The 23,325-nt window shown below is 39.2% G+C and carries 25 protein-coding genes; 11 read left to right on the top strand and 14 right to left on the bottom strand.

The window, feature by feature from the left end:
* Nucleotides 1–42: 42 nt before the first annotated feature.
* The 4 genes from KTV93_RS02065 to KTV93_RS02050 all read right to left on the bottom strand — a co-directional run bounded on the left by KTV93_RS02065 (nucleotide 43) and on the right by KTV93_RS02050 (nucleotide 3,338).
* A complete protein-coding gene (locus tag KTV93_RS02065) occupies nucleotides 43–594 on the bottom strand; it encodes a DUF4256 domain-containing protein (RefSeq protein WP_218249677.1) in 552 nt (183 codons plus the stop codon).
* A 97-nt stretch (nucleotides 595–691) separates the two neighbouring features.
* Nucleotides 692–2,134, bottom strand: a complete 1,443-nt coding sequence (locus tag KTV93_RS02060) for an aminoacyl-histidine dipeptidase (RefSeq protein ID WP_218249676.1) — start codon at nucleotides 2,132–2,134, stop codon at nucleotides 692–694.
* Nucleotides 2,135–2,216: 82 nt separating this feature from the next.
* Nucleotides 2,217–2,717, bottom strand: a complete 501-nt coding sequence (locus KTV93_RS02055; RefSeq protein WP_218249675.1) for a hypothetical protein — start codon at nucleotides 2,715–2,717, stop codon at nucleotides 2,217–2,219.
* 15 nt (nucleotides 2,718–2,732) lie between these two features.
* Entirely contained in the window at nucleotides 2,733–3,338 is a 606-nt protein-coding gene (locus tag KTV93_RS02050) for an LURP-one-related family protein (protein ID WP_218249674.1), read from the bottom strand.
* 74 nt (nucleotides 3,339–3,412) lie between these two features.
* Between KTV93_RS02050 and recR the strand changes: the two genes are divergently transcribed.
* From recR to KTV93_RS02025, 5 genes are read left to right on the top strand one after another with little or no spacing between them, the layout of a single operon-like run.
* Nucleotides 3,413–4,024, top strand: coding sequence for a recombination mediator RecR (gene recR, locus KTV93_RS02045; protein ID WP_218249673.1), 612 nt, complete (start codon nucleotides 3,413–3,415; stop codon nucleotides 4,022–4,024).
* Between the two features lie 48 nt (nucleotides 4,025–4,072).
* Nucleotides 4,073–4,864, top strand: a complete 792-nt coding sequence (locus KTV93_RS02040) for a glycosyltransferase family 2 protein (RefSeq protein WP_218249672.1) — start codon at nucleotides 4,073–4,075, stop codon at nucleotides 4,862–4,864.
* Nucleotides 4,861–5,421 carry an acyltransferase gene (locus tag KTV93_RS02035; protein WP_230259176.1) on the top strand — a complete coding sequence of 187 codons (561 nt, stop codon included), beginning with the start codon at nucleotides 4,861–4,863 and terminating at the stop codon, nucleotides 5,419–5,421. The genes KTV93_RS02040 and KTV93_RS02035 overlap by 4 nt, the downstream gene beginning before the upstream one ends.
* Nucleotides 5,418–5,612 (top strand): NAD-dependent epimerase/dehydratase family protein, encoded by a 195-nt coding sequence (locus KTV93_RS02030; protein ID WP_218249671.1) that lies wholly within the window; start codon nucleotides 5,418–5,420, stop codon nucleotides 5,610–5,612. The genes KTV93_RS02035 and KTV93_RS02030 overlap by 4 nt, the downstream gene beginning before the upstream one ends.
* An 11-nt stretch (nucleotides 5,613–5,623) precedes the next feature.
* A complete protein-coding gene (locus tag KTV93_RS02025) occupies nucleotides 5,624–6,652 on the top strand; it encodes a WaaS/CpsH family glycosyltransferase (protein WP_218249670.1) in 1,029 nt (342 codons plus the stop codon).
* 76 nt (nucleotides 6,653–6,728) lie between these two features.
* On the opposite strand, the gene secG is transcribed toward KTV93_RS02025, so the two are convergent.
* The gene (gene secG, locus KTV93_RS02020; RefSeq protein WP_218249669.1) at nucleotides 6,729–7,076 is read right to left on the bottom strand and encodes a preprotein translocase subunit SecG; all 348 of its coding nucleotides are present in this window, start codon (nucleotides 7,074–7,076) and stop codon (nucleotides 6,729–6,731) included.
* Between the two features lie 209 nt (nucleotides 7,077–7,285).
* Here secG and KTV93_RS02015 point away from each other — a divergent pair, with 209 nt between their 5' ends.
* Both KTV93_RS02015 and KTV93_RS02010 read left to right on the top strand, forming a co-directional pair.
* Nucleotides 7,286–9,127 carry a PAS domain-containing sensor histidine kinase gene (locus KTV93_RS02015; RefSeq protein ID WP_218249668.1) on the top strand — a complete coding sequence of 614 codons (1,842 nt, stop codon included), beginning with the start codon at nucleotides 7,286–7,288 and terminating at the stop codon, nucleotides 9,125–9,127.
* A 10-nt stretch (nucleotides 9,128–9,137) separates the two neighbouring features.
* Entirely contained in the window at nucleotides 9,138–9,503 is a 366-nt protein-coding gene (locus KTV93_RS02010; RefSeq protein ID WP_218249667.1) for a response regulator, read from the top strand.
* A 69-nt stretch (nucleotides 9,504–9,572) separates the two neighbouring features.
* On the opposite strand, the gene KTV93_RS02005 is transcribed toward KTV93_RS02010, so the two are convergent.
* The 3 genes from KTV93_RS02005 to KTV93_RS01995 all read right to left on the bottom strand — a co-directional run bounded on the left by KTV93_RS02005 (nucleotide 9,573) and on the right by KTV93_RS01995 (nucleotide 13,347).
* Nucleotides 9,573–9,827, bottom strand: a complete 255-nt coding sequence (locus KTV93_RS02005; protein WP_218249666.1) for a hypothetical protein — start codon at nucleotides 9,825–9,827, stop codon at nucleotides 9,573–9,575.
* Nucleotides 9,828–9,984: 157 nt separating this feature from the next.
* On the bottom strand, nucleotides 9,985–12,030 hold the full coding sequence (locus tag KTV93_RS02000) for a M16 family metallopeptidase (RefSeq protein WP_218249665.1): 2,046 nt from the start codon (nucleotides 12,028–12,030) through the stop codon (nucleotides 9,985–9,987).
* A gap of 3 nt (nucleotides 12,031–12,033) precedes the next feature.
* Complete coding sequence (locus tag KTV93_RS01995) at nucleotides 12,034–13,347, bottom strand: M16 family metallopeptidase (RefSeq protein WP_218249664.1); 1,314 nt, start codon at nucleotides 13,345–13,347, stop codon at nucleotides 12,034–12,036.
* Between the two features lie 378 nt (nucleotides 13,348–13,725).
* Here KTV93_RS01995 and KTV93_RS01990 point away from each other — a divergent pair, with 378 nt between their 5' ends.
* From KTV93_RS01990 to KTV93_RS01980, 3 genes are all read left to right on the top strand, one after another.
* Nucleotides 13,726–14,160: a cold shock domain-containing protein gene (locus KTV93_RS01990; protein WP_218249663.1), complete on the top strand. Its 435-nt coding sequence runs from the start codon at nucleotides 13,726–13,728 to the stop codon at nucleotides 14,158–14,160.
* A gap of 28 nt (nucleotides 14,161–14,188) precedes the next feature.
* A complete protein-coding gene (locus tag KTV93_RS01985; protein WP_218249662.1) occupies nucleotides 14,189–14,380 on the top strand; it encodes a cold-shock protein in 192 nt (63 codons plus the stop codon).
* Nucleotides 14,381–14,535: 155 nt separating this feature from the next.
* Complete coding sequence (locus KTV93_RS01980; protein WP_218249661.1) at nucleotides 14,536–16,863, top strand: ATP-dependent helicase; 2,328 nt, start codon at nucleotides 14,536–14,538, stop codon at nucleotides 16,861–16,863.
* A 64-nt stretch (nucleotides 16,864–16,927) separates the two neighbouring features.
* Here KTV93_RS01980 and KTV93_RS01975 read toward each other — a convergent pair whose 3' ends face one another.
* From KTV93_RS01975 to rlmH, 4 genes are all read right to left on the bottom strand, one after another.
* Entirely contained in the window at nucleotides 16,928–17,080 is a 153-nt protein-coding gene (locus tag KTV93_RS01975) for a hypothetical protein (protein ID WP_218249660.1), read from the bottom strand.
* A gap of 51 nt (nucleotides 17,081–17,131) precedes the next feature.
* Nucleotides 17,132–17,515 carry a DUF3037 domain-containing protein gene (locus tag KTV93_RS01970; protein WP_218249659.1) on the bottom strand — a complete coding sequence of 128 codons (384 nt, stop codon included), beginning with the start codon at nucleotides 17,513–17,515 and terminating at the stop codon, nucleotides 17,132–17,134.
* Nucleotides 17,502–18,284 (bottom strand): HipA family kinase, encoded by a 783-nt coding sequence (locus KTV93_RS01965; protein WP_218250470.1) that lies wholly within the window; start codon nucleotides 18,282–18,284, stop codon nucleotides 17,502–17,504. The genes KTV93_RS01970 and KTV93_RS01965 overlap by 14 nt, the downstream gene beginning before the upstream one ends.
* A gap of 97 nt (nucleotides 18,285–18,381) precedes the next feature.
* Entirely contained in the window at nucleotides 18,382–18,855 is a 474-nt protein-coding gene (rlmH, locus tag KTV93_RS01960; RefSeq protein WP_218249658.1) for a 23S rRNA (pseudouridine(1915)-N(3))-methyltransferase RlmH, read from the bottom strand.
* A 30-nt stretch (nucleotides 18,856–18,885) separates the two neighbouring features.
* On the opposite strand from rlmH, the gene KTV93_RS01955 reads away from it, so the two are divergent.
* The gene (locus tag KTV93_RS01955) at nucleotides 18,886–19,881 is read left to right on the top strand and encodes a YihY/virulence factor BrkB family protein (RefSeq protein ID WP_218249657.1); all 996 of its coding nucleotides are present in this window, start codon (nucleotides 18,886–18,888) and stop codon (nucleotides 19,879–19,881) included.
* A 10-nt stretch (nucleotides 19,882–19,891) separates the two neighbouring features.
* Here KTV93_RS01955 and nhaA read toward each other — a convergent pair whose 3' ends face one another.
* Both nhaA and KTV93_RS01945 read right to left on the bottom strand, forming a co-directional pair.
* Nucleotides 19,892–21,064: a Na+/H+ antiporter NhaA gene (gene nhaA, locus KTV93_RS01950; protein ID WP_218249656.1), complete on the bottom strand. Its 1,173-nt coding sequence runs from the start codon at nucleotides 21,062–21,064 to the stop codon at nucleotides 19,892–19,894.
* Between the two features lie 11 nt (nucleotides 21,065–21,075).
* A complete protein-coding gene (locus KTV93_RS01945) occupies nucleotides 21,076–23,280 on the bottom strand; it encodes a RelA/SpoT family protein (RefSeq protein ID WP_218249655.1) in 2,205 nt (734 codons plus the stop codon).
* Nucleotides 23,281–23,325 lie beyond the last annotated feature (45 nt).

Below are 23,325 nucleotides of genomic sequence, written 5' to 3'. Positions count from 1 at the left end.
GCTCAATCTGTATAATCAGCGAGAATTCTACGACTCGTTTGCCTAAACTTTCATTTTCCCCCGAAATCCTCTCGCTGCATAATAAGATTCTGCGCCATTGTGATAAATGAAAACCGTTCCGTAACGGAAATCTCCAAAGATTGCTCCGCCCAGTTTTCTGATATTTTCAGGTGTTTCGAGCCAGCTGGAAGTCTTGGTGTCGAAATCGCCCAGAGTCTGAAGATAACGATATTCCTCGTCACTCAAGAGTTCAATTCCTATTTCCCTGGCCGCGTCCAGGGCATTGTTTTTAGGTTTGTTTTCTTTTCTTTTGTCAAGGGATTCACGGTCGTAACAAAAACTTCTTCTTTCTTTCGGACTTTCAGCAGAGCAGTCGAAAAACACATATTCGCCGGACTTCTCATCAAAATCAACAACATCGGGTTCGCCCCCGGTTTCCTCCATTTTTTGAAGAACTGCCAGCTTTTTCGGATTGGCTTCGAGCTTTTGCTGGATTTCTGCCCAGTTTATATTTTTATGCCGGTTTTGATTGGCTTCAAAACGTACCTTTAGGATAGAAAGCATTTCTCTGGAAGTAATTTTTGCAGCAGGCATAAATTTAATTTTGAACTAAAGTTAACAAAATCTGGATTTAAAACTTTATTAAAAAAATATCCAAAACACTTTCGCATATTGGATATTGATTTTCAGTTTATTTTTTTGGAATTTCTGCCAGAATTTCTTTTAAAAATTTCCAGAATTTCTGTGCTGACGGGATATTTGCTCTCTCATCGGGTGAGTGTGCGCCGCGAATCGTCGGACCGAAGCTCACCATTTCCATCTCTGGATAATTGGCGCCGATAATTCCACACTCTAAGCCTGCGTGACAGGCCACTACATGAGGTTTTGACCCAAAATCTTTTTCGTAGATTTTTTCCATGAGTTTCACGATTTCGGAACCGGGTTTTGGTTTCCAGCCGGGATAGGAACCGCTGAATTCCACTTTCATTCCTGCAAGTTCAAAAACAGATTTCAATTGTTCGGCAACCGCATATTTTGTAGATTCTACAGAAGATCGGGAGAGATTGAAGATCTTCAGTTCGCCCTGCTTCAGTTCTAACCGAGCGATGTTATTGGATGATTCTACCAAATCTTCAACATCTGGGCTCATTCTGTACACACCGTTGTGTGCGGATTTTAATGCTAAGATAATTTTTCTGGAATCTTCTTCAGAAATAGCTTTTTCAGCAGATGAAAACGTTTCAATATTGATATGTAAATCTTTTTCTACACTTGCGAATTCTTCCAGAATTTCTTTTTTCAAAGCAGTAACCTGCTCAATGAATTCTACTGAATGACGAACGGATAAAACTGCGTTAGCTTCCCGTGGAATCGCATTTCTCAGTCCACCGCCGTCGATCGAAATCAACTGGATGTTTTGGTTATAAAGTCCGGTATAAAGAAGTCTCCCCAAAATTATATTTGAGTTCCCGAAACCTTTAATAATATCCATTCCTGAATGGCCGCCCTGAAGACCTTTCACTTCAATTTTTACAATCTGTCCTCTTGCGTTCTCCAAACCGTAATTTTGGGTTGCAGTTACATCAATTCCGCCCGCGCAGCCGATATCGATTTCGTCATCTTCTTCGGTGTCAAGATTTAAAAGGATTTCACCGTTCAACTGTCCCGGTTTCAGCCCCATTGCACCAGTCATTCCAGTTTCTTCATCAATTGTGAAAAGTGCTTCCAGAGCGGGATGCGGGATATCGCTGCTTTCGAGAATACTCATAATTGCGGCAACGCCCAAGCCATTGTCGGCACCAAGTGTTGTACCTTTTGCTTTTACCCAATCGCCGTCAATTTCCATCTGAATTCCCTGCGTATCAAAATCAAAATTTACATCGTTGTTTTTCTGGTGAACCATATCAAGATGCGACTGAAGGACAACAGATTTACGGTCCTCCATGCCTGCAGTTGCAGGTTTTTTAATGATAACATTGCCCACTTCGTCAACTGTGGTCTCGAGGCCGAGATTTTCGCCAAAGTTTTTAATGAATTCTATTACTTTTTCCTCTTTTTTGGAAGGTCTGGGAACAGCATTTAATGCTGAAAAATTTTTCCAGATCAGTTGAGGTTCTAATTGTGAAAGTGCCATAAAAGTATAATTTTAATCAAATTTAAGAATAAAAAAACGCTCCCGGAATTTTCGGAAGCGTGAATATTAAATTTAAGCTGATCTAGCAGCCGCACTCGCCATAAAAGGGTGTAGAATATTGGTTTCCGTTTTTTTTATTTTCTACGGCCATTTCACCCTGGAACATTAAAGTTTCATCCATTTCATTTATTTTTTTGCCGCTTAATGTGATTTTAAAATCGCTGTTCTCTATGTTTTTTTCAAAATTCACCGGGTCAAGATCGCCTTCCTGCATGGGGATTTTGATCATTTTTCCTTCCGTTTTTATAAAGGCGTTTTTTCCATAATCGTCAACATAAATATATTTCTCGTTTTCGTAATCTTCTTTGTTTTTGGCGAAATAGCAGGAGCAACCTTCGACTTCAGAAGGCATTGGAAACTTTTCTAATCCAGATGGCTTTTTTGCAGAAACAGAATCTGATAATTTTTCCTGATGATCAACCGAAGCATTCACGATACTGTTTTCTTTCGGATTTACTGTTTCTTTTTGGCAAGACTGGATGAATAAAAAAACGAGTGCGTAAAATAAGGTGTGTTTTATCATAGAAATTAAAAATGTTTAGCCGCGTTCTCTTTCCAATAAAACCATCATCAAAAAGCTCAGCACTACAAGAGATTCATCTTCGTCATTAATATCAATAATCCGGTCTAGCTGAAATTTTCTTCCAAAGAGTGAAGGCATTTTTTTAAGTTTAAAATATTCTTTTCCGGCGTTATCTTTTAGCGTGTAAGAAGGATTCAGGAAATAACCTGTCAGCATTCCAACGACGGGAATTTCGCCAATGATCCCGTCCAGTACTTTAATCCAACCATTGTCTTCATTAATTTGGTACTTTGTCGCGCTTGTTTCGTCTGCAATATCGTACTGTGATTTCCAGAGCGATCGCATTCCTCGACGGGAGAGATTTCCGAAGATTTTGCCCGACTGCAGATCGGTAATGGCGTAGGATGCATTGAAATCAATCCATTGGTTAGCTTTAATTCTGAAAAGTTCCTGAGATTTAGTTTCGTCATTGAAAACGATTACATCCTCTTTCAGTTTAAACATTTTCTGGCGCACGTAGGCAACATAATTTCCGTTTCTGTCGGTAATATTAAAATCGCTGGAAAGCGTGGTGATTTTGAATTTAAAATCAAGGGGATAATTTAAGTTTTTCAGGACCATGAACTGTAATTTTTCCAAAGATAATAAAAGGGTTGAAACTTGCATCCTGAGGGATAAAATTTTATTTTTGTGGAATGGACTATCCGAGTAAAGTTTTGGCGAAAGCCGTTGAAGAGATTTCCGGGCTGCCGGGAATTGGCAGAAAATCAGCGCTGAGGCTGGCTTTGCATCTTCTGAAACAGCCGGAAAGTCAGGCCATCGCGCTGGGAGATTCGCTGAAGAAATTGGTGACCGACATTAAGTACTGTAAAGAATGTCATAATTTTTCGGATTCTGAAATTTGCGAGATTTGCGCCAACCCAAAACGGAATGAGGAAATTATCTGCGTTGTAGAAGATGTGCGGGACGTGATGGCGATTGAAAATACAGGAAAGTACCGCGGAAAATATCTTGTTTTAGGCGGAAAAATTTCACCTATGGAAGGAATCGGACCGAACCAACTCAATATTTCATCGATTGAAAGGAAATTGCAGAACGGCGTTGCGAAAGAACTAATTTTTGCCCTCAGCGCTACGATGGAAGGCGACACTACAGCATATTATATTTATAAAAAATTCAAGAATTTTGAAGTAAATTTTTCAACAATTGCGCGCGGAATTTCCGTGGGCGATGAATTGGAGTATGCCGATGAAATTTCGTTGGGAAGATCGATACAGAACAGGTTGCCGTATAACGAGAAAGATTAGGTTTAATTTTATCTCACACATTTAAATCATAATTTAATAATTTCAATCGTGATTTCTGTTATTATACCTATTTATAATTCTGAAAAAACTGTCGTAAAAGCATTGGATTCTGTTAAGAATCAAAGCTGGAACGGGGAATTTGAAATTATCCTTGTAAACGACGGATCTACTGACAAAAGCCAGAAAATCTTAGAAATTTACCGGCAGAATAATCCGCAAATGAATATTATCCTTATCAATCAGGAAAATGGAGGGGTTTCGAAAGCCAGGAATGCAGCACTGGAATTTGCAAACGGAGAGTATATCGCTTTGCTTGATGCTGATGATGAATGGCTGCCGGAAAAAACTGAGAGGCAGATGAAAATTCTTCTCAATCACAGCTTAAAAGCAGATTTTGTAACAGCATTATGGAATGATGAAGGAGTGGTTTATCCTTATGTCATTGATAATCATACTAATTTGGTAGAAATTACACTGAAAAAACTATTGATAAAAATTACAGGACAAACATCAACGGCAATTTTTAAAAGAAAAGTTTTAGAAAATACAGGTCAGTTCGATGAAAACCAGAGATATTCTGAAGATGCCAATTTCTGGATGCGAATTTCGGCTAACAACAGAATGTATCTTTTACCCGAAAAACTTGTTATCGCGGGTGATGGGAAAAAATCATTTGGATTTTCAGGTCTTTCGGCCAATTTAAAGGAGATGGAGAAAGGAATCCAGAAAAATATCCGGGAAATGTACCAAACCAACCGCATAAATTTTCCGGAATATCTTTTTTATTTTGTATTTTCAAAGTTGAAATATTTGTTAAGGCCATTTAGAGCAAAAATATGATAGATAAATTATTTTGGGGATTACGTGCTTTATGTTATGCGCCTTTTTTCGGGAAACTGGGATTACCTTCCTATATGGGCAAACCAATTTTTTTTAAAGGAATCCGGAATATATTTATTGGGAGTAAAGTTAGAATCTTCCCTCACTTGCGCATGGAAACTCAGGATGGAGGGACAATACACATTGCGGATGATGTAGTTATTTCCCAAAATGTACACATTACTTCCGCGGGAAATTTAGTCATTGGCAAGAGATCTCTTATCCTAGCTAACGTTTTTATCACAAACATCGATCACGAATATACAGAAATTGGCGTACATGTGGTAAAGCAGAAGATACATGTTAAGGAAACGAAAATTGGTGAGAATTGTTTTATCGGTATGGGTGCAGCGATCATGGCCGGAACAGTATTGGGAAAACAGTGTGTGGTGGGAACAAATTCAGTGGTGAAAGGGATCTTTCCGGATTATTGCGTTATCGCAGGATCGCCTGCAAAAATTGTAAAAATGTATAACCACCAAACCCATAGTTGGGAAAGATATAACCAGATAAATTGAAAAACATACTCATTACCGGCGGTGCAGGTTTTATTGGAAGACGGATGGCGCGGAAGCTTTTAGAAGAAGGTTATGGGTTACAATGCGATAATCTCTTGTCTCAAATTCACGCTAAAAGCCCGGAAAACGATTCTCCTCTGTATAATAGCACTGCTGAAAAAGTCAATTTCCTCAAAGGTGATGTAGCTTAACGCCAAGAATCATGAATTTTGTCCAGAAGAAAATACTTTTTATTTCCCCCTACTTTTTCGGTTACGAAAAAGCCATTGCTGCCAGGCTGCGCGAACTTGGAGCAGAGGTAGATTTTTATAACGAAAGACCTTCAGATACGATCATTACGAAAGGAATGATCCGGGTGAAAAGTAAATTGTACCGAAAGAAGATACTGCGGTATTATGAAAAGCTTTGGCAAAATCTGGAGAAAAAAAATTATGATTATTTTCTTTTAATCAAAGGAGAATCTATACCTCTGTCCTTCCTGGAAAAATTTGCATCAGCTAATCCCAATACAAATAAAATTTTCTATTCTTACGATGCTGCTGCAGAATATCCTAAGTTCTTGAAACTTTATAACTTTTTTGACAGTAACTTCACTTTTGAACCTTCGGATGCAAAAAAATATCACCTGCATTTCCGGCCCCTTTTTTTTCTGGAAGATTATAAGCTTTCTGAAAAAATTTCCCCACCGAAATTTAATGTGGCCTTCATCGGAACAGCGCATACCGACCGCTATTTAATCGGCGAAAAGGTACGGGGTTTATGCTCTGAACGCGGCTTTAAAAGTTTCTTTTATTACTATGCGCCGGGTAAACTGGCTTTTGTCCTAAAAAGAATATTCGATAAAAACTTACAGCATTTTGATATGAACAGACTCAGTTTCAGCAAACTTAAACATTCAGAAATTGCTGAAATTTATAGGGATTCATTTTCTGTTCTTGATATTAATAAACCGTTTCAGAATGGTCTCACGATGAGAACTTTTGAAGCTCTGGCTTCCGGAAAAAAATTATTGACGACAAATGGCGATATCAAGAATTATCCTTTCTATCACCCGGAAAACATACATATTCTGGACAGGAATGATATCGAAATAAATGCTGATTTCTTTCAGACAGAATTCAGGGCACTCGATGCCTCAATTCTTGAGAAGATGTCCCTGGACTCCTGGCTTCACTGCCTTTTCTATCAAAATCAGGATGACTATTGGGGGATTAAGCAGAATTTTAATTAATTATCACATTGTCAAAAAATAAGAAAGCGGTTTAGATATCGTCTAAACCGCTTTTTAATATGTTAAAAACCTGTTTTTAATTTCCCGCAGGAGCCGGAACAGGCATTGTAGTCGTGTTATTTGTTCCAGGAGCTGTTTGCGGTGCTGGAGCTTCTTTTTTGGCAGGAACCTGCTGCATTGTTGAAGATGGTTTCGCTGTCAAAATCACACTTAATAAAATTAAGAACACAATTGCACCACCAAGAATCCATGTCGCTTTCTCCATAAAATCATTTGTTCTCTGAACACCGAACTGTGCAGATGAAGTTCCCCCGAATGTTCCGGAAAGACCGCCGCCTTTAGGGTTTTGAGCCATTACAATGATGATAAGTAAGACGCTAATAATCATGATCAGAATCATGAATAATGTAAAAATTGTATTCATTTCTATTTCAAAGTTTTCGAACTGCAAATATAATTATTATTTTGAAATATAAAAGATAATTTATCGCCTAAATAACAGCGCAATTTGGAACAATTTTGGATGTTAAGGCACAGGCTTTATTATACCAAAAAATATTTGAGAGGGACATAATGTTACCATAATATGAAGTTATTTAAAAGGTTGCCATATTTTTCTCTAAATTCGCAGCGATGAAAAATTTTCTACTTAACAATGTGAGTTTAGACTCTTTAACCACTCTTTTCAGTCAGGCTCCTGTAGCTTTAGCGATGTTAATGGGAAAGGATCAGGTTGTAGAAATTGCTAACCGTCAGATTCTCGATTTATGGGGTAAAGATGAAAGTGTGATAGGTCTGCCTCTTCTGCAAGCTTTGCCCGAAATAGAAGAGCAGGAATTTCCTAATATTTTAAATGGAGTTTATAATACAGGGGTTGCTTATAAAGGTAATAACGTCCTTGCTATGATCGAAAAAAATGGCATTTTGAATGAGTGCTATTTTGATTTTGTCTATTCACCCATCTTCAATAATGATATAATTACCGGAGTAAGTGTGGTTGCCACCGAAGTTACAGAAAAAGTACTATCGGAAAAAAAGCTGAAGGAAAGCGAAATCCGTTTTAAAGAACTTATGGAGATTTCCGATTATTCCACAGGAATTTATGTAGGTGAAGATCTTATCATTGATTTTGCTAACGACCAGATGATCAAGACCTGGGGTAAAGATAAATCGGTTATCGGAAAAACACTCGAGGAAGCGCTGCCGGAACTTAAGGGCCAGCCTTTTATCGGTATTCTTCAGAATATTTTTAAAACAGGTGTTCCTTACGTGGCGCAGGAAGATAAAGTGGACCTGGTGGTAGATGGTGTTTTGCAGACATATTATTACAATTTTTCTTATAAGCCGCTTCGTGATGCTAATGGTAACATCTATGCCATTATGAATGTAGCAATGAATGTTACAGAATTGGTAGAGGCCAGAAAAAGAGCAGAAGCAAGCGAAGTCGAATACCGTAACCTTGCAGAAGCGATGCCTCAAATCGTATGGACCTCTTCCGACGGAAAATTCGATTATTTCAACCGTAATTTGCTGGACCTGCTTAACTGTGCGGAAAAAGAAGTGAACGAATTTAACTTTGAAGATATCGTACATCCTGCTGATCTGCATTTAGTTAAGAAAAGGTGGGAAGAGAGCATTAGGAATTCGCAGAACTTTGAAATGGAGTATCGAATCCGCGATTCCCGCACCGGCGAATACATCTGGTTTCTCAATCGTGCAACGCCGGTCACAGTGGAAGGTGAGGTGGTAAAGTGGATCGGCACAAGCACCAATATCCATGAGTTTAAGAATCTTGTCGCGCAGAAGGATACTTTTCTTGGGATCGCAAGCCATGAACTGAAAACGCCTCTAACTTCTCTAAAACTTTATGCACAGGTATTAGAAAGAATGTTGAAGAAAACAGGCGACGAAAAAAATGCGCAGTTTGCTAAAAAAATGGATCTTCAGGTTATTAAACTCACTTCGTTAATCGGTGATTTGCTCGATGTCACTAAAATCAATTCCGGAAAAATTCATCTTAATCAAGATGTCTTCGACTTCGAGAAACTGGTTTTGGAGACCGCGGAAGAGTTACAGATGAGTACAATGCATAAAATAGAAATCGAATCGGAGCATGTAGGTATGGTTTTTGCAGACCGTGAACGTATAAGTCAGGTAATCACCAATTTAATTTCTAATGCAATTAAATATTCGCCGGAAGCTGAAAAGATTATTATCGAGGTAACCGGGAATAATGATGAAACTGTTTTCACCGTCCACGATTTTGGGATTGGGATGCCGGAGGAGAAAAAAGACAGGGTTTTCGAACAGTATTACCGGGTCAGCGGCGATGAACAAAGTACTTTTCCGGGACTTGGGCTGGGACTTTATATCGCAGCACAGATCGTAGAACGTTCCCACGGTAAAATCTGGGTAAACAGTGTACTTGGAAAAGGATCAACATTCAGTTTTTCACTTCCTGTGGTGAAAATTTAAAAAGATAAAAATGAATTCAAAAAAAATAATAATAGTCGATGATGACGTTTCGATTCTGGATTCTTTAGGAATAATGCTCGATTTTGAAGGTTTCGAAGTAAATGCCTTCGAACGCGGTTCCGAAATTTTTAATTATGTTGAATCAGTTTCAAAACCCGATATTATCCTTTTGGATATGTGGCTTTCCGGTGAAGACGGTAGAGATATCTGTAAAAGACTGAAAGAAAACGAAATCACTAAAAATATTCCTGTTGTAATGATGTCTGCAAGTCGCGGTCTGGAGCATACTGCAATTCAGTCTGGTGCCAATGCGTTTATCGCAAAACCTTTTGAGATTGACGAAGTGGTAAATAAGTTGAATCAGCTCACGGCATAAAACAGTTATAGTAGGAAATAAAAAAGACAAACCGATAAGTTTGTCTTTTTTTATGATTGAATGCAAAATTTAAACGCGTACAACATCAAAATTAAATGAACTGGTGAAATTCATCTGAAAATTAGAATTCAACCTGTATTTTAATTTCTTTGATATTTCATTTAACAGATTGAAATAATCTGTTCTGTCAGAATCGTCAGTAAGTAAATTTTGGTTATTGATCTTAATTCCCGAATCGTCAAAACGGATAAATTCTAATCCATAGTGGGAATGAAGTTTTTCTAAAAATTTAAGATCTTCTAAAGAGAGTATATTTTCTGACATGGCCTTATGTTTTTGGATTATGTTAGCATATTTACAATTATTGTGCCCTTATTATTTCAGAAAATTATAATCTTCACTTTTTTTAACAAAATTAAAATCTCGGCAAATAAAAACGGCAGCCTAAGCTGCCGTTTTCAAAAAACATTTTAAATAAAGCTTATTTAAAATCTGAATCTTTGAATTGGTTAATCTGGTAAGATTTCACCGTGAAATCCACCGGCATTCCGCCCATATTCTGCGACATTTTGTATGGAAGCTTTACCCCGGAAACTACCTTGTAATCACCGAAAATAGTAGGAACGGTCATTTCTCCCTGAGGACCTTTCTGTATTTTGGTCTCGCCCAGTTTCATGCCTGTTTTTACGCTGTAGTAATAACTGTTTTTATCTTTCTTTACTACGTAAGCATCTTCATTCTCGAATTTTTCAATTCCGGCTAATTTGTAATCTGCGGATTTAGCGAAATTTAATTCTGGGAAAAGTTCCGTTGCGTCAGCAAGTTCTTTTTTAGAATCGTCCGGCATTGGGGATTTCTGTCCCTGCATTTCCATGTAGCCTTCTTTTCCGTCGAAAACAATTTTCTGGAAGGTGTTACCCATCATTTTAATTTCCATTTTCATTTTCCCGCCTTTCGCCTGAATCATATTCATATCGAGATCCATACCCTGTACTTTTGCAGAAGCATCCGTGGTGATAGAATTCACTTTCTGTACTGCAGCTAAACCTCCGATGGCATCGATGTATTTGTCGGCAACCGTAGCTAACGTTACTCCGGCATCCATTTTCTGGGTTGACGGTTTTGCCGCGGGATTTGCTTCAGTGTCATAATATTTTACAGGATAACCTAATTTTTCAAGACCTTCAGCAATATCAGCTGCTTTACCAGCAACAAAAATTCTGCTTTGGTTAGGCATTATCGTACTTTTCACTGCTGCAGAAACATCAGCTGCCGTTACTTTATCTATGGATTTAAGATAATTTGCATAGAAATCTGCAGGCAGATTCTGCACTTTTTCGTTCAGCGCAAATCTCGCGATCGTTTCCGGTCTTTCAAGAGAACGGATGAAATCTCCTTTCAGTTTTGCTTTTGCATTCGCAAGTTCATCAGGTGTTACTTTAGAAATCGCATTCAGTTCGTTCATAAATTCTTTTACCGCTTTATCGGTAACTTCATTTCTAACACTGGAATTCGCGGAAAAATTTGGTGAATATTTACTTGCGGTCATTGATGAATAAGCGCCGTACGTGAAACCGTTTTTCTCACGGAGATTCATGAAAAGTCTCGCTTCACCGCCGCCGCCTAAAATGTAATTGGCGATCATTGACGAGAAATAATTCGGGTCGCTCATCTTCAGGTTATTGATGTTTCCGACAGAAACCACCGACTGAACCGCGGTTGGAACATCGACAACATTAATTTCTGTAGCAGCAACATTAGCAGCCGGTTCTAACGGACTGAAAGTGGTGCTCGATTTTTTCCAGCCTGAAAATGCTTTTTCAATCATTTTTTTAGCCTCGTTATATTTCACATCACCAACTACAACAAGATATGCATTGTTCGGAGCGTAATATTTGTTGTACATATTCTGCACATCAGTGAGCTGAATGTTTTTGATGCTTTCCTGAGTTTCAAATTCACCTCTGGAAGTGTTTTTTCCGTACGTAAGTGCTGTAGAAACACGGTTCGCGATTGAACTTGCGTTTTTTTCGTCAGCTTTCAGACCTTCGATCATTCTGTCTTTGGAGTCTTTAACTTCTGATTCGGAAAATTTAGGCTTTACAATAGCGTCGGCCATTAATCCTAAAACCTGAGGGAAATATTTTGAAAGCGTGTTTGCATTTGCACCGGCTGAAGAGAAATTTAAATTCGCCCCAAGAAAATCAATTTTCTTGTTAAAATCTTCTTTGCTCATCGTCGTTGTTCCACTGCCCAACTGATCTGCCATAATTTGGCTCACCCCAACGATCTTACCTTCGTAAACTGGCGGGCGGTCCATGGAGAGGCTCATATTCACTCTTGGTAATTTGTTGTTTTCAACCACCATTACGGTAAGTCCGTTTTTCAGGGTGAAAGTTTTGGGCTTTGCAATGTTAATTGTTGGCGTAGGGCCGGGTTTCGGCATTTCGTCCTTATTTATTTTTTGCGCAGAAAGCATTCCTGAAATTAAAAATGCTGCCGCGATATATTTAAAGTTGTATTTCATGGATTATTTTTTTTCAGGTAAGTAATTGATGATGATTCTTTGGTTCGGGTTGAGGTATTTTTTCGCCGCATTCATAATATCCTGTCTTGAAACTGAACGGTAAATGTCGAGCTCTTTATTGATGAGGTTGGTATCTCCCATCAGCACATGATTTGTCGCTAAAGAACCTGCAATGCCCTGAATAGATGAGTTTGAGTTTACAAACTGGTTTTCGTACTGGTTCTGAAGTTTCTGGTAATCTTCTTCAGAAATCAAAGTAGTCTGTAACTTTTTAATTTCTGCATCAATATCATTCTGAAGAGTATTTTTAGGCGTAGCACCCATTGGAATCGCGAAGAAAGCAAAGATTCCCGCATCTTCCAAACCTTGGTTGAAAGCCTGAACCTGAAGCGCTTTTTTCTCCTGATCTACAAGTTTTTTGTAAAGTACCGATGATTTTCCGTTGCTCAAATAAGAAGACAACATGTCAAGGGTATAAGCATCTTTTTCTTTGTTCGAAGGTGTTCTGTACGCAAAAACATAAGCCGGAAGCTGAATGTTTTTATCGGTAACCGTTACTTCTTTTTCCTTTGTAATCGGTTCGTCTTTCGGGAAATTCTTAGGATAAACAGTTCCTTTTGGGATGTCGCCGTAATATTCCATGATCCACTTTTTGGTCTGTTCAGGTTTGATGTCCCCAGCCACAACTAAAGTTGCATTGTTCGGCACATAGAATTTTTTATAAAAATCCTGAAATTCTGATAGGGTAGCCGCATTCAAATCCTCCATCGAACCGATGGTTGACCAATGATAAGGATGTTTGGTGAACAAATTGTTCTGTACAGCAGTGAAAAGATTTCCGTAAGGCTGGTTATCCATTCTCAGGCGTTTTTCCTCCTTTACTACTTCTCTCTGCGTATCTACTCCGATTTGGTTAACGGTGCCGCTTTTCAATCTTTCGCTTTCCATCCATAAACCCAGTTGTTCGTTATTGGAAGGGAAAGTTTCATAATAATAAGTTCTGTCATTAGTGGTGTTGGCATTGTTGGTCCCACCGTTTGAGGAAACGATTTTGAACCAGTCGCCACGTTTGATATTTTTGGTTCCCTCGAAAAGCAAATGTTCGAAAAAGTGCGCCATTCCCGTTCTGCCAACAACTTCATCTTTGGCGCCTACGTGATACATTACACCTGTGGTTACTACAGGCGCGGTGTTGTCCTGATGAAGAATGACGTGCAGCCCGTTAGGAAGATCATATTCCTCGAATTTAATTTGCTGTGCATTAATGATCATTCCCAGGAACGATACAGCAGCAGCAGAAAGGAGTCGTTTTTTCATATTATCTTTAAAATTTATGGTATATGTAGCTAAGATAGGGTAAAAGTTACAGCACATTGCTTTTAATTTCTCTCATTTACGGCAATTTTTTTTAGTTTTAAGTACTTTGATTTCTCATGTGTACTTGTTAAGATTAATTATCGTATCTTTGCAGTATAATTTATAAGAGGCAACTGCCTTGCTTTATCTACTACCGTTTAGAATCTACTTTTTTTCTTATCAGTTTTCGCTATTTCGCAGCTGCTTTTATACTTTATCACCTGATTTTTTTGATTTCTTATGGCGTACTGGCGCAGGTTAAGATTTTATTTTCAGGTTAAATTTAGAGGCTAAAGTGAGCCTAATTGGTTATCAGAAACTTAAATACGATTATAATATATGGCAGATTCTTTCTCAAAAAAAGAAAATTTCAAGAAAAAATTACAGAAACAAAAAGAGAAAACGCTAAAGCGTGAAGAGCGCAAAAGCAACAACAACAAAGGGAAGGCATTAGATGAGATGTTCCTGTATGTTGATGCAAACGGGCAGTTAACAGAAACTCCTCCCGGAGAACAAAACCGCGAAGGCATCGACCTGAACGACATTCAGTTGGGCGCAGCGCCAATTGAGGCTGAAGAAACCCTGAAAACGGGAATTGTAACCTTCCTAAGCGATAAAGGTTACGGATTTATTGCAGAAAACGGAACTCAGGAAAATATCTTCTTCCACGAGAACAACTGCGCACACGCCGTTAAAAAAGGCAACAAGGTTTCTTTCGAAAAGGAAAGATCACCGAAAGGTTTTTCAGCTGTTAACATACAGCTCGTAAAATAATAACACAAACATAATTAACAACAATACAATGCAAGAAGGCACAGTAAAATTTTTCAACGAAACTAAAGGTTTCGGATTTATCACTCCATCAAACGGTAGCGAAGACATCTTCGTTCACGTTTCTGGATTAACTACTAAAATCCGTGAAAACGATTTGGTAACTTACGAAGTTCAGCAAGGAAACAAAGGACTTAACGCAGTTAATGTAAAGTTAGCGTAAGCTCCCACCTTTATAAAAATTGATTTAAAGCTCCGTTAGCGGGGCTTTATTTTTGTTTAATTACCGAACTGAATTTAACTTAACACTGAAATCGAAACCGCTTTTGACTTCCGTATATATTTCTTTAAATTTGTTCCCCAAAACTTTTTGCCCAGATGGATTATTTGAAAGGATTAAATGAAGCCCAGTACGAAGCCGTAACCACCTTGGAAGGGCCGCTGATGGTGCTTGCAGGCGCAGGTTCCGGAAAAACCCGCGTGCTGACCATGCGAATTGCCCATCTTATTACCAATCTTGTAGATCCCTTCAATATTCTGGCGCTAACCTTTACCAATAAGGCTGCTAAAGAGATGAAAGAAAGGATTGCGAAAGTGGTAGGGCAGAGCGAAGCCAGATCGCTTTGGATGGGAACCTTTCACTCCGTTTTTGCACGGATCTTAAGAAGCGAAGCCCATTATCTTGGTTTTCCTTCCAATTTTACGATTTACGATTCTCAGGATTCCCTTAATGTAATTAAAAAAGTCCTGAAAGAACTCAATATTGACGCAGACCTTTATAAACCAAAGAAAGTTCAGGCAAGAATTTCAAATTATAAGAATAATCTCATCACCGTTAAAGCATATTTCAACAATCCCGAACTCATTGAAAATGATGAAAGGGCGAATATGAAGCACATGGGTCTTATTTATCAGAAATATGTAGATGTCTGCTACCGGAATGGTTCGATGGATTTTGATGACTTGCTTCTCAGAACAAATGAGTTATTAACCCGTTTCCCGGAAGTTCTCGCGAAATATCAGGACCGGTTCCGCTATATTTTGGTTGATGAGTACCAGGATACCAACCATTCTCAGTATCTTATTGTGAAAGCGCTGGCTTCCAAATTCGAAAATATTTGTGTCGTTGGTGATGATGCGCAGTCGATTTACTCTTTCCGTGGCGCGAATATTTACAATATCCTGAATTTCAAAAAAGATTATCCCGACGCAGTAACCGTTTCCCTCGAACAGAATTACCGTTCAACACAAAACATTGTAAATGCGGCGAATGTGGTAATCTCCAAAAACGTTCAGCAGTTCAAGAAAAATGTTTTCAGTGACAATGAAGAAGGGGAGAAAATTAAAGTGTACCGCTCGCTTTCCGATGCCGATGAAGCGAATTTTGTAGCCTCGAATATCTGGGAACTTCATAATTCCCAGCAGAGAAAGTTTACCGATTTTGCGATTCTATACCGTACCAACTCACAAACCAGAGCATTTGAAGATGCTTTGCGCCGAAAAAACATTCCGTACAAAGTCTTTGGCGGGCTTTCTTTCTATCAAAGGAAAGAAGTAAAAGATTTGGTGGCTTACCTCCGTTTACTGATCAACGAAAACGATGGTGAAGCGCTCTCAAGAATCATCAACTTTCCTGCTCGTGGAATTGGTGAAACTACCCAAAATAAACTGATTGTTTTTGCAGATTCACAGAATGTAGCCATTAATAATGTTTTGGATAACCTCGGAATGTACGCTCCACAGTTGGGTCTTAATAACGGGGTATTGACCAAATTATCAGATTTCTGGGGAATGATTAAAGCCTTTCAGGTGATGCTGAAAACAGAAAACGCTTACACCGTTGCAATGGAAGTTGCCAAACGTACCGGTCTGATTAAGTTTCTGAAAGACGACCAGACTCCCGAAGGAATTTCAAGGGTTGAAAACGTGCAGGAATTAATGAACTCCATGCAGGGATTCATCGAAGAACAGCAGCAGATTGAAGACGGTGACCCGTCACTTTCAAATTTTTTAGAGAATATTGCGCTTTCTGCCGATACGCAGAATGATAAAAAAGAAGATGGCGACCAGGTTTCGCTTATGACCATTCACCTTTCCAAAGGACTGGAATTCCCGATTGTGCATTTGGTAGGGCTCGAAGAGAATCTTTTCCCCAGTTTCATGAGTTCATCTACCCGTGAAGAACTGGAAGAAGAGCGCCGTTTGTTTTATGTGGCTTTAACGAGAGCCGAAAAACAGGCTTTTTTCTCTTACGCAGTTTCCAGATTCCAGTGGGGGAAAATCACCGATGCTGAACCGTCGCGCTTTTTAAGTGAGATGGATTCTGCTCATCTGGAATTTATCAATCCGGCCATCGAAAGCCGCTTCGTCAATCATTCCGGTTTGAAATCAAATATATTTGATGACGGTCCAAGTGAGCCAAGATATTTTAAGAAAAAGGAAGAAAAGAAAAGCATTCAGCGGAATGAGCCTTTACCTGTTCCACAAAATCTAAAACCTGTAGCGACAGCAAAAATTACCAATCCTAGCGGCCTTTCGTCCGAAAATATTGAAGTGGGCGATAAGGTAAGACACGACCGGTTTGGTGTGGGTGAAGTTTTATTTTTAGACGGAACAGATCCGCAAAACATCAAGGCAAAAGTGAAATTTCAGCATGAAGGTGAGAAAAACCTGATCCTGAAATTTGCCAAGCTCACGAAGATTTAAAAACAATTTTTCATAAAGAAAAACGCGCCTTTTGGCGCGTTTTCTAATTTCTTACTTCCGTAATTCACATTCTTGCTACCGTAAGTTCAATTCTTGCCACCGTAAGTAACATTCTTGCTACCGTAAGTTCAATTCTTGTCACCGTAAGTTCAATTCTTGCCACCGTAGCTAACATTCTTGCCACCGTAAGTTCAATTCTTGCTACCGTAAGTAACATTCTTGCCTCCGTAAATCACATTCTTGCCCCCGAAAACAATATTCTTGCGTCCTATTTTACTAACTCCTCAAACAACCGTTCAAATGTTGCATCCAAATCCGTAGTTTTCCCCGGATGCGGACGTGAAGTCTGGATCACCGAACTCCTAACTGCTGTCAGCCAGCGGAAACGTTCAGGAATATCAAAAGCCCCAATTTCTCCGCCTTCTTTTTCACCTCTTGCAACATGTTTGAAATTTTCAAGATTTTGTAGAATGTCTGTAAAATCAATTTCACACTGCATCAGTTCAAATTTTTTCGGACAAAGATGAAATTCCACCCGAATGTACTTTTCTTTTTTAGAAAACATCACGAGGCCGATATTGAAAAATTCTTCTCTTTCAACTTTGGGAACCAGCCTGATTACCGCGTATTCGTAAATTTTAACCTCTTGCATTTTTCGCTTCGTTTACAAAGTTATGGGAATTCTCGAGTCGGGTTTTCAGGAAATTAAAATACACTTCTTTAATTTCTTCCGGTGAATCATCGGTATCGTTCCACTGCAGCCATTCCATAGGAATAAGTTCTACAATCTGGCGCAGAATGGTTTCATTTAAAACTGTTTTGGCAAAAGCATCAGCTTCATCAAGCATCGAAGCCTGGCGAAGAAGGACGTGATCTTTTATATAAGCAAAAGGGCTCAGCGCATGCTTTTCAAAATTCATCCACGAATGATGGAAGTAGAACGAGGCGCCATTATCAATCACCCAAAGTTCCTTATGCCACATCAGCAGATTGGTATTCTTAAAAGTTCTGTCGATATTTGTAATAAATGCATCGAGCCACACAATTTTTGAAGCGAGAAGTGAGTCGATTTTTACGGAACCGTCATACGCAATGGCTCCGGAAAGAAAATGCAGCGCAAGATTTAAACCTTCTGAGAATTTAAGTAAATCCTGAATTTCTTCGTCGCCTTCGGTTCTCCCGAAATCAACATCAAGATTGGCAAAAACAAGTTCGGGAATCTGCAAACCGAGAATTTCCGCGATTTTTCCGCCTAAAAGTTCGGAGATCAACATTTTTACGCCGTGGCCGCCACCACGGAATTTCAAAACATATTTAAAATCGTCATCTGCCTCTGCCAAAGCCGGCAGCGACCCGCCCTCACGAAGCGGTAAAATATAGCGCATCACCGTAACGGTGCGTAAACTTAAATCCTGAGTCATGCCGTAAAAGTACGAAAAAGGTAAGGCAAATTGGGTAATGTAAAAAGTATGATGTTTAAAGTGCAGGGAGTCAGAACGATATTCATAGGCGAAAACATCAGTCGTTATGATACGGTTTTCCCTGAAGGATTTGGTCGGCGCGGTAAATTTGTTCAACAAAGAAAAGCCGGATCATCTGGTGCGTGAAAGTCATCTTAGATAAAGACATTTTTTCGTTGGCCCGCTGGTAAATCTCGTCTGAAAAACCATAAGCTCCGCCAATAAAAAAAGATACTTTTTTTACGGAGGAATTCATCCAGTTATCAATTTTACCGGCAAATTCGCGACTGGTGAACTGTTTTCCGTTTTCGTCGAGTAGAACGACAATATCAGAGTTTTCGGTGTGACTGAGGAAAAGTTTGGCTTCTTCTTTTTTCAGAAGTTCGGGCGAAAGATTTTTGGCATTTTTAACGTCGGAAATTTCTGTAATTTCGAAATTCCAATGCTTTGGAAGCCGGTTTTGGTAGTACTTTACAAGGCCGGCAATTTCCTTATCGTCGGTTTTGCCAATGCACAGCAAATTGATTCTCATTTCTTATCTTTGTTCTGCAAATATAGATTAATGGGTATTAAAACTCCTAGATTCCTCCTGAAAATCCATCAGTATCTCGATGATATTCATATTCCTGTATTAGGAATTTCGCTTTGGAAAATGTTCGAGATATACGGTCAGGGTGTTTTTAAAATGCAGATTGGGCGCAGCGCCGCAAGTATTTCCTGGAGCTTTTTTCTGAGTCTGTTTCCGTTTATCCTGTTCCTGCTTTCGCTGCTGCCGTATCTGCCGCATTACGATAAACTTCAGTTCTATATTTTCGAGGTGCTGATGCATAATATCTTCCCGGCGCATATTCAGCACGATGTTTCTTCTTATATACAGACTTTCATCATTCCGAATATGAAGAACATCAGCAATCTTACCATTATTTTTGCGATGATCTTTGCGGTGAACGGCACGCATTCGCTGATCAACGGTTTTAATATTCACACGAATCTGCAGCGCGGCGTGGTGAAGGAATATATTGTTGCTTTTTTTATCACCATTGCGTTTATCGTGCTCATTATAGCATCTCTGCTGGGAGTTTATTACAGCGAAGTGGTTCTGAAACTTTTCACTCCGGAAATAAATATTTCCTGGCTCGTAAAAAATATGTCGAAGATCATAGGATTTTTCTCGTTTCCTGTTTTCTATTTTATTTTACTGGCGCTTTTTTACTGGGTAGGATGTCTTAAGATTACTTCGTTTAAACAGGCAATGCCCGGCGCGGCGCTAACAACAGTTCTGTTTGTAGTGTTGGCTTATGTTTTTACGATTTATGTGCGTGACTTTGCCCGTTATAATGTCCTTTACGGCTCTATCGGGACTATTATTCTGGTAATGGTTTGGGTTAACCTGAACATTATTTTGATTCTTCTGGGAAATGAACTGAATATCGCAATTAAAAAAGTACGGGTAGAAAAAATGATTGCCGATGAAATGAAACACAATGCACAGCAGTTTAATCCCGAACTTCTTCCTGATTTAGAAGAACCGGATGATACCCATACCGTGAAAATTTAATGTGAGGGTTTTAATCCTGATCAACCGTTTTTTTTCGGAAATTTTTCAAGATAAGATAACCTGAAATTCCTGATATGAGGGATGCCATGAGGATGGCAAATTTAGCCTCGTCCTGAATTTCCGGATGTCCTTTAAACGAAAGCAGGGCGATGAAGATCGACATGGTGAAACCAATTCCTGCAAGTAAAGCGGTTCCGATCATTTGCGGCCATGTACTGTTTAGTGGCAGGTTGCTGATTTTCAGTTTAACGAAGATGTAGGAAAATAAATTGATGCCTACCAATTTTCCCAGGAAAAGTCCCAGAATAATTCCATAGCCCAAACTGCTGAAAAGTCCGTCAACCATTCCTGCTTTAAAGGTGATATTGGTGTTGGCCAGCGCAAAAATTGGCATAATAAGAAAACTTACCGGAAGATGCAGCTGCTGCTCCAATTTTTCCAGCGGCGATATTTCTGTTGTAGAAACATTCGTAGGAATTGTAAACGCTAGCAGCACACCCGCAATGGTTGCGTGAATCCCGGAATGGTGCATGAAATACCAAAGCAGCACACCGGGAATAAGATAAAAAATATGTTTCTTGACATTGAAGAAATTTAATGTCACCAATAAAGCGACCATCAACCCACTCAGACCCATATAATTCCAGTGAATCTGGTCGGTATAGAAAATCGCGATCACCATAATTGCACCCAGATCATCCACAATTGCCAAAGCGGTAAGGAATATCTTTAATGAAAGGGGTACACCTTTTCCCAGAAGAGAAATAATTGCTAACGAAAATGCGATATCGGTTGCCATGGGAATTGCCCAACCATTGGCATATTCGGTCCCGGTGTTGAACAAAAAATAAATCAATGCAGGCACTACCATACCTCCCACAGCAGCTACGATAGGTAACGAAGCATTTTTCAGACTCGAGAGCTCACCTTCAACAATTTCCCTTTTAATTTCCAGACCAACGAGAAGGAAGAAAATCGCCATCAGACCATCATTAATCCAGATGCTGATCGGGTAGTTGAGCTGAAACATCTCGGTGCCAATTTTTTTGTCCAGCAAATTCTGGAATGCCGGGCCCAGAGATGAATTTGCGATCAACAGCGAGACGGCAACACACAAAATAAGTAAAATACCCGAAGACTGGGAATTGTGAATAAATTTTTTGAAATAGTCGGTAATAACCATAAATATTTTTTTTAAAGTCGTTTAACTCTCGAGACGCCATTGATGTTTTTAAGCTGTTTGAAGGTTTCTTCCAGTTGGCTTTTGTTTTTTACTTCGAGATTGATGTTTCCCAAAAATATTCCGTTGTTGGATTCTATCGACATACTCTTCATATCCATGTTCATCGAATTACTGATGACCGCAGTGATGTCATTAATCATACCCATTCTGTCAAGTCCTTCAATTTCGATTTTAATTCTGTTTTTGAAACTTTCTTCGTTCACCCATTTCGCAGGTAAAACTCTGTAATCGTATTGTGCGCGGAGGTTTATGGCATTTGGGCAGGCATCGTTGTGCACTTTAATACCGTCTGAAATGGTTATAAAGCCGAAGATTTTGTCGCCGGGGATTACGGTGCAGCATTTGGCGAAAGAGTAGTTCATCTTTTCTTCATCCTTCCCAAAAACAATCATATCGAGATTGGTTTCCGGAGCCTCAGTAAACTCTGTATTTTTTGTCGGAGATTTTCGGAAACGCTGGATGAAATTGCTGAAAATTCCTTTTCCCTCGGTATATTTTTTAATGTCACCTATATCCAGATTACCGTTCTGGAAACTCAGAAACAGTTCCTGCGAAGTCTTCAGATTAAAGAATTTCTGCATTTTATTGATTTCCTCATCATTAAAATTCAGTTTGGCGTGGCGCATTTTTCTCTGAAGGATTTCTTTCCCTTCTTCAACCAACTGATTTTTTTCTGAATTCAGAATCGCCTTAATTTTCGATTTTGCTTTGGAGGTGACGACAAAGTCGAGCCAGTCGGGCTTGGGCTTTTGGTTCTGGGACGACAGAATGTCCATCTGGTCACCGTTTTGCAGAACGTATGAAATTGGAACCAGCTTGCCGTTGACCTTTGCGCCCAGACATTTTGTGCCTAAATCAGAGTGAACCGAAAACGCAAAATCGAGCGCAGTAGAACCGATGGGAAGGATTTTAATTTCACCTTTCGGAGTAAAAACAAAAACTTCCTTTGAGTAAAGATTAAGTTTAATATTGTCTAAAAGTTCTGTCGTGGTAAGCGATTGCTGATTTTCCAAAACCTCACGGATCTCAGTAACCCAAGTATCGAAGTTTTTTTCGTCGCTGTTTTTGCTGAATCCTTCTTTGTATTTATAATGTGCAGCAACACCTTTTTCGGCAATATCATCCATCCTTTCGGAGCGGATCTGCACTTCAATCCATTTTTTGTCAGGACCCAAAACCGTCAAATGAAGACTTTCATATCCTGTAGAACGCGGCTGCGAAATCCAGTCGCGCATTCGTTGCGGATTGCTGTGATAAAGGTCGGTTACAATCGAATATATTTTCCATGCGAGGAATTTTTCGTTCTTTGCGTCAGATTTATAAATTATCCGGATGGCGTAATTATCGAAAACTTCGTCAAAAGTTACATTTTGCTTCAGCATTTTCCTGTAAATGGAAGAGATTGCTTTCGCACGGCCTTTGATTGAGAAATTTAAACCCTCATCCCTGAGTTGCTCGGAAACTTCTTTTTTGAACTCTTCAATATATTTTTCACGGTTTTCTTTGGCAAGTTCCAGACGTTCTGAAATATCAAAATAAACATCCGGATTGTTAAACTTTAAAGAGAGATCCTCAAGCTCAGATTTAATGTTATAAAACCCGAGCCGGTGGGCAAGGGGAGCGTAGATATAGACTGTTTCTGACGCAATTTTCTTTTGCTTGTCCGGCGTCATACTATCCAGTGTGCGCATATTGTGCAGCCGGTCTGCAATTTTGATGAGAATTACCCGAAAATCTTCAGAAAGGGTAAGGAGAAGCTTACGGTAATTTTCAGACTGAATCGAAATATTCTGGTGATTCATCACCGAGATTTTGGTCAATCCGTTTACAATATCGGCGATTTTTTTTCCGAAGATTTTTTTGATGTCTTCGTAGGTATATTCCGAATCTTCGATAACGTCGTGAAGCAATGCACAAGCGATTGATGTTGCTCCCAAACCGATTTCGTTGGCAACGATTTTTGCCACCTCGATGGGGTGGTAAATGTAGGGTTCACCGGTTTTTCTGCGCTGGTCTTTGTGGGCATCCAAAGCAATATCGAACGCTTTCCGGATGACTTTGTTCTGCTCTTCATCCAGAGTGCGGTAAGTATTGGAAATTAAATCTCTGTAGCGCGCAAGAATTTCCTTATTTTCCTGTTCTAAATCGTATACCATTAAAGAAATTTTTTTTCAGTATACGAAAATAGGTAAAAATGGATA

The sequence above is a fragment of the Kaistella faecalis genome (genome assembly GCF_019195395.1).
GTDB classification, from domain to species: domain Bacteria; phylum Bacteroidota; class Bacteroidia; order Flavobacteriales; family Weeksellaceae; genus Kaistella; species Kaistella faecalis.
Note: the sequence above shows the minus strand (reverse complement) of the source record. Positions and strands in the feature narration are given on the sequence as shown.

Excerpts from the sequence above, each read along its gene's own strand:
- KTV93_RS02065 (WP_218249677.1), bottom strand. The coding sequence starts at position 594 with ATGCCTGCTGCAAAAATTACTTCCAGAGAAATGCTTTCTATCCTAAAG.
- secG (WP_218249669.1), bottom strand. The coding sequence starts at position 7,076 with ATGAATACAATTTTTACATTATTCATGATTCTGATCATGATTATTAGC.
- KTV93_RS02025 (WP_218249670.1), top strand. The coding sequence starts at position 5,624 with ATGAATTTTGTCCAGAAGAAAATACTTTTTATTTCCCCCTACTTTTTC.
- KTV93_RS01965 (WP_218250470.1), bottom strand. The coding sequence starts at position 18,284 with ATGACTCAGGATTTAAGTTTACGCACCGTTACGGTGATGCGCTATATT.
- nhaA (WP_218249656.1), bottom strand. The coding sequence starts at position 21,064 with ATGGTTATTACCGACTATTTCAAAAAATTTATTCACAATTCCCAGTCT.
- KTV93_RS01970 (WP_218249659.1), bottom strand. The coding sequence starts at position 17,515 with ATGCAAGAGGTTAAAATTTACGAATACGCGGTAATCAGGCTGGTTCCC.
- KTV93_RS02015 (WP_218249668.1), top strand. The coding sequence starts at position 7,286 with ATGAAAAATTTTCTACTTAACAATGTGAGTTTAGACTCTTTAACCACT.
- KTV93_RS01995 (WP_218249664.1), bottom strand. The coding sequence starts at position 13,347 with ATGAAAAAACGACTCCTTTCTGCTGCTGCTGTATCGTTCCTGGGAATG.
- rlmH (WP_218249658.1), bottom strand. The coding sequence starts at position 18,855 with ATGAGAATCAATTTGCTGTGCATTGGCAAAACCGACGATAAGGAAATT.
- KTV93_RS02035 (WP_230259176.1), top strand. The coding sequence starts at position 4,861 with ATGATAGATAAATTATTTTGGGGATTACGTGCTTTATGTTATGCGCCT.
- KTV93_RS01975 (WP_218249660.1), bottom strand. The coding sequence starts at position 17,080 with ATGTTACTTACGGTAGCAAGAATTGAACTTACGGTGGCAAGAATGTTA.
- KTV93_RS02055 (WP_218249675.1), bottom strand. The coding sequence starts at position 2,717 with ATGATAAAACACACCTTATTTTACGCACTCGTTTTTTTATTCATCCAG.
- KTV93_RS02000 (WP_218249665.1), bottom strand. The coding sequence starts at position 12,030 with ATGAAATACAACTTTAAATATATCGCGGCAGCATTTTTAATTTCAGGA.
- KTV93_RS01990 (WP_218249663.1), top strand. The coding sequence starts at position 13,726 with ATGGCAGATTCTTTCTCAAAAAAAGAAAATTTCAAGAAAAAATTACAG.
- KTV93_RS01945 (WP_218249655.1), bottom strand. The coding sequence starts at position 23,280 with ATGGTATACGATTTAGAACAGGAAAATAAGGAAATTCTTGCGCGCTAC.
- KTV93_RS02005 (WP_218249666.1), bottom strand. The coding sequence starts at position 9,827 with ATGTCAGAAAATATACTCTCTTTAGAAGATCTTAAATTTTTAGAAAAA.
- KTV93_RS02050 (WP_218249674.1), bottom strand. The coding sequence starts at position 3,338 with ATGGTCCTGAAAAACTTAAATTATCCCCTTGATTTTAAATTCAAAATC.
- KTV93_RS01955 (WP_218249657.1), top strand. The coding sequence starts at position 18,886 with ATGGGTATTAAAACTCCTAGATTCCTCCTGAAAATCCATCAGTATCTC.
- KTV93_RS01985 (WP_218249662.1), top strand. The coding sequence starts at position 14,189 with ATGCAAGAAGGCACAGTAAAATTTTTCAACGAAACTAAAGGTTTCGGA.
- KTV93_RS02010 (WP_218249667.1), top strand. The coding sequence starts at position 9,138 with ATGAATTCAAAAAAAATAATAATAGTCGATGATGACGTTTCGATTCTG.
- KTV93_RS02060 (WP_218249676.1), bottom strand. The coding sequence starts at position 2,134 with ATGGCACTTTCACAATTAGAACCTCAACTGATCTGGAAAAATTTTTCA.
- recR (WP_218249673.1), top strand. The coding sequence starts at position 3,413 with ATGGACTATCCGAGTAAAGTTTTGGCGAAAGCCGTTGAAGAGATTTCC.
- KTV93_RS01980 (WP_218249661.1), top strand. The coding sequence starts at position 14,536 with ATGGATTATTTGAAAGGATTAAATGAAGCCCAGTACGAAGCCGTAACC.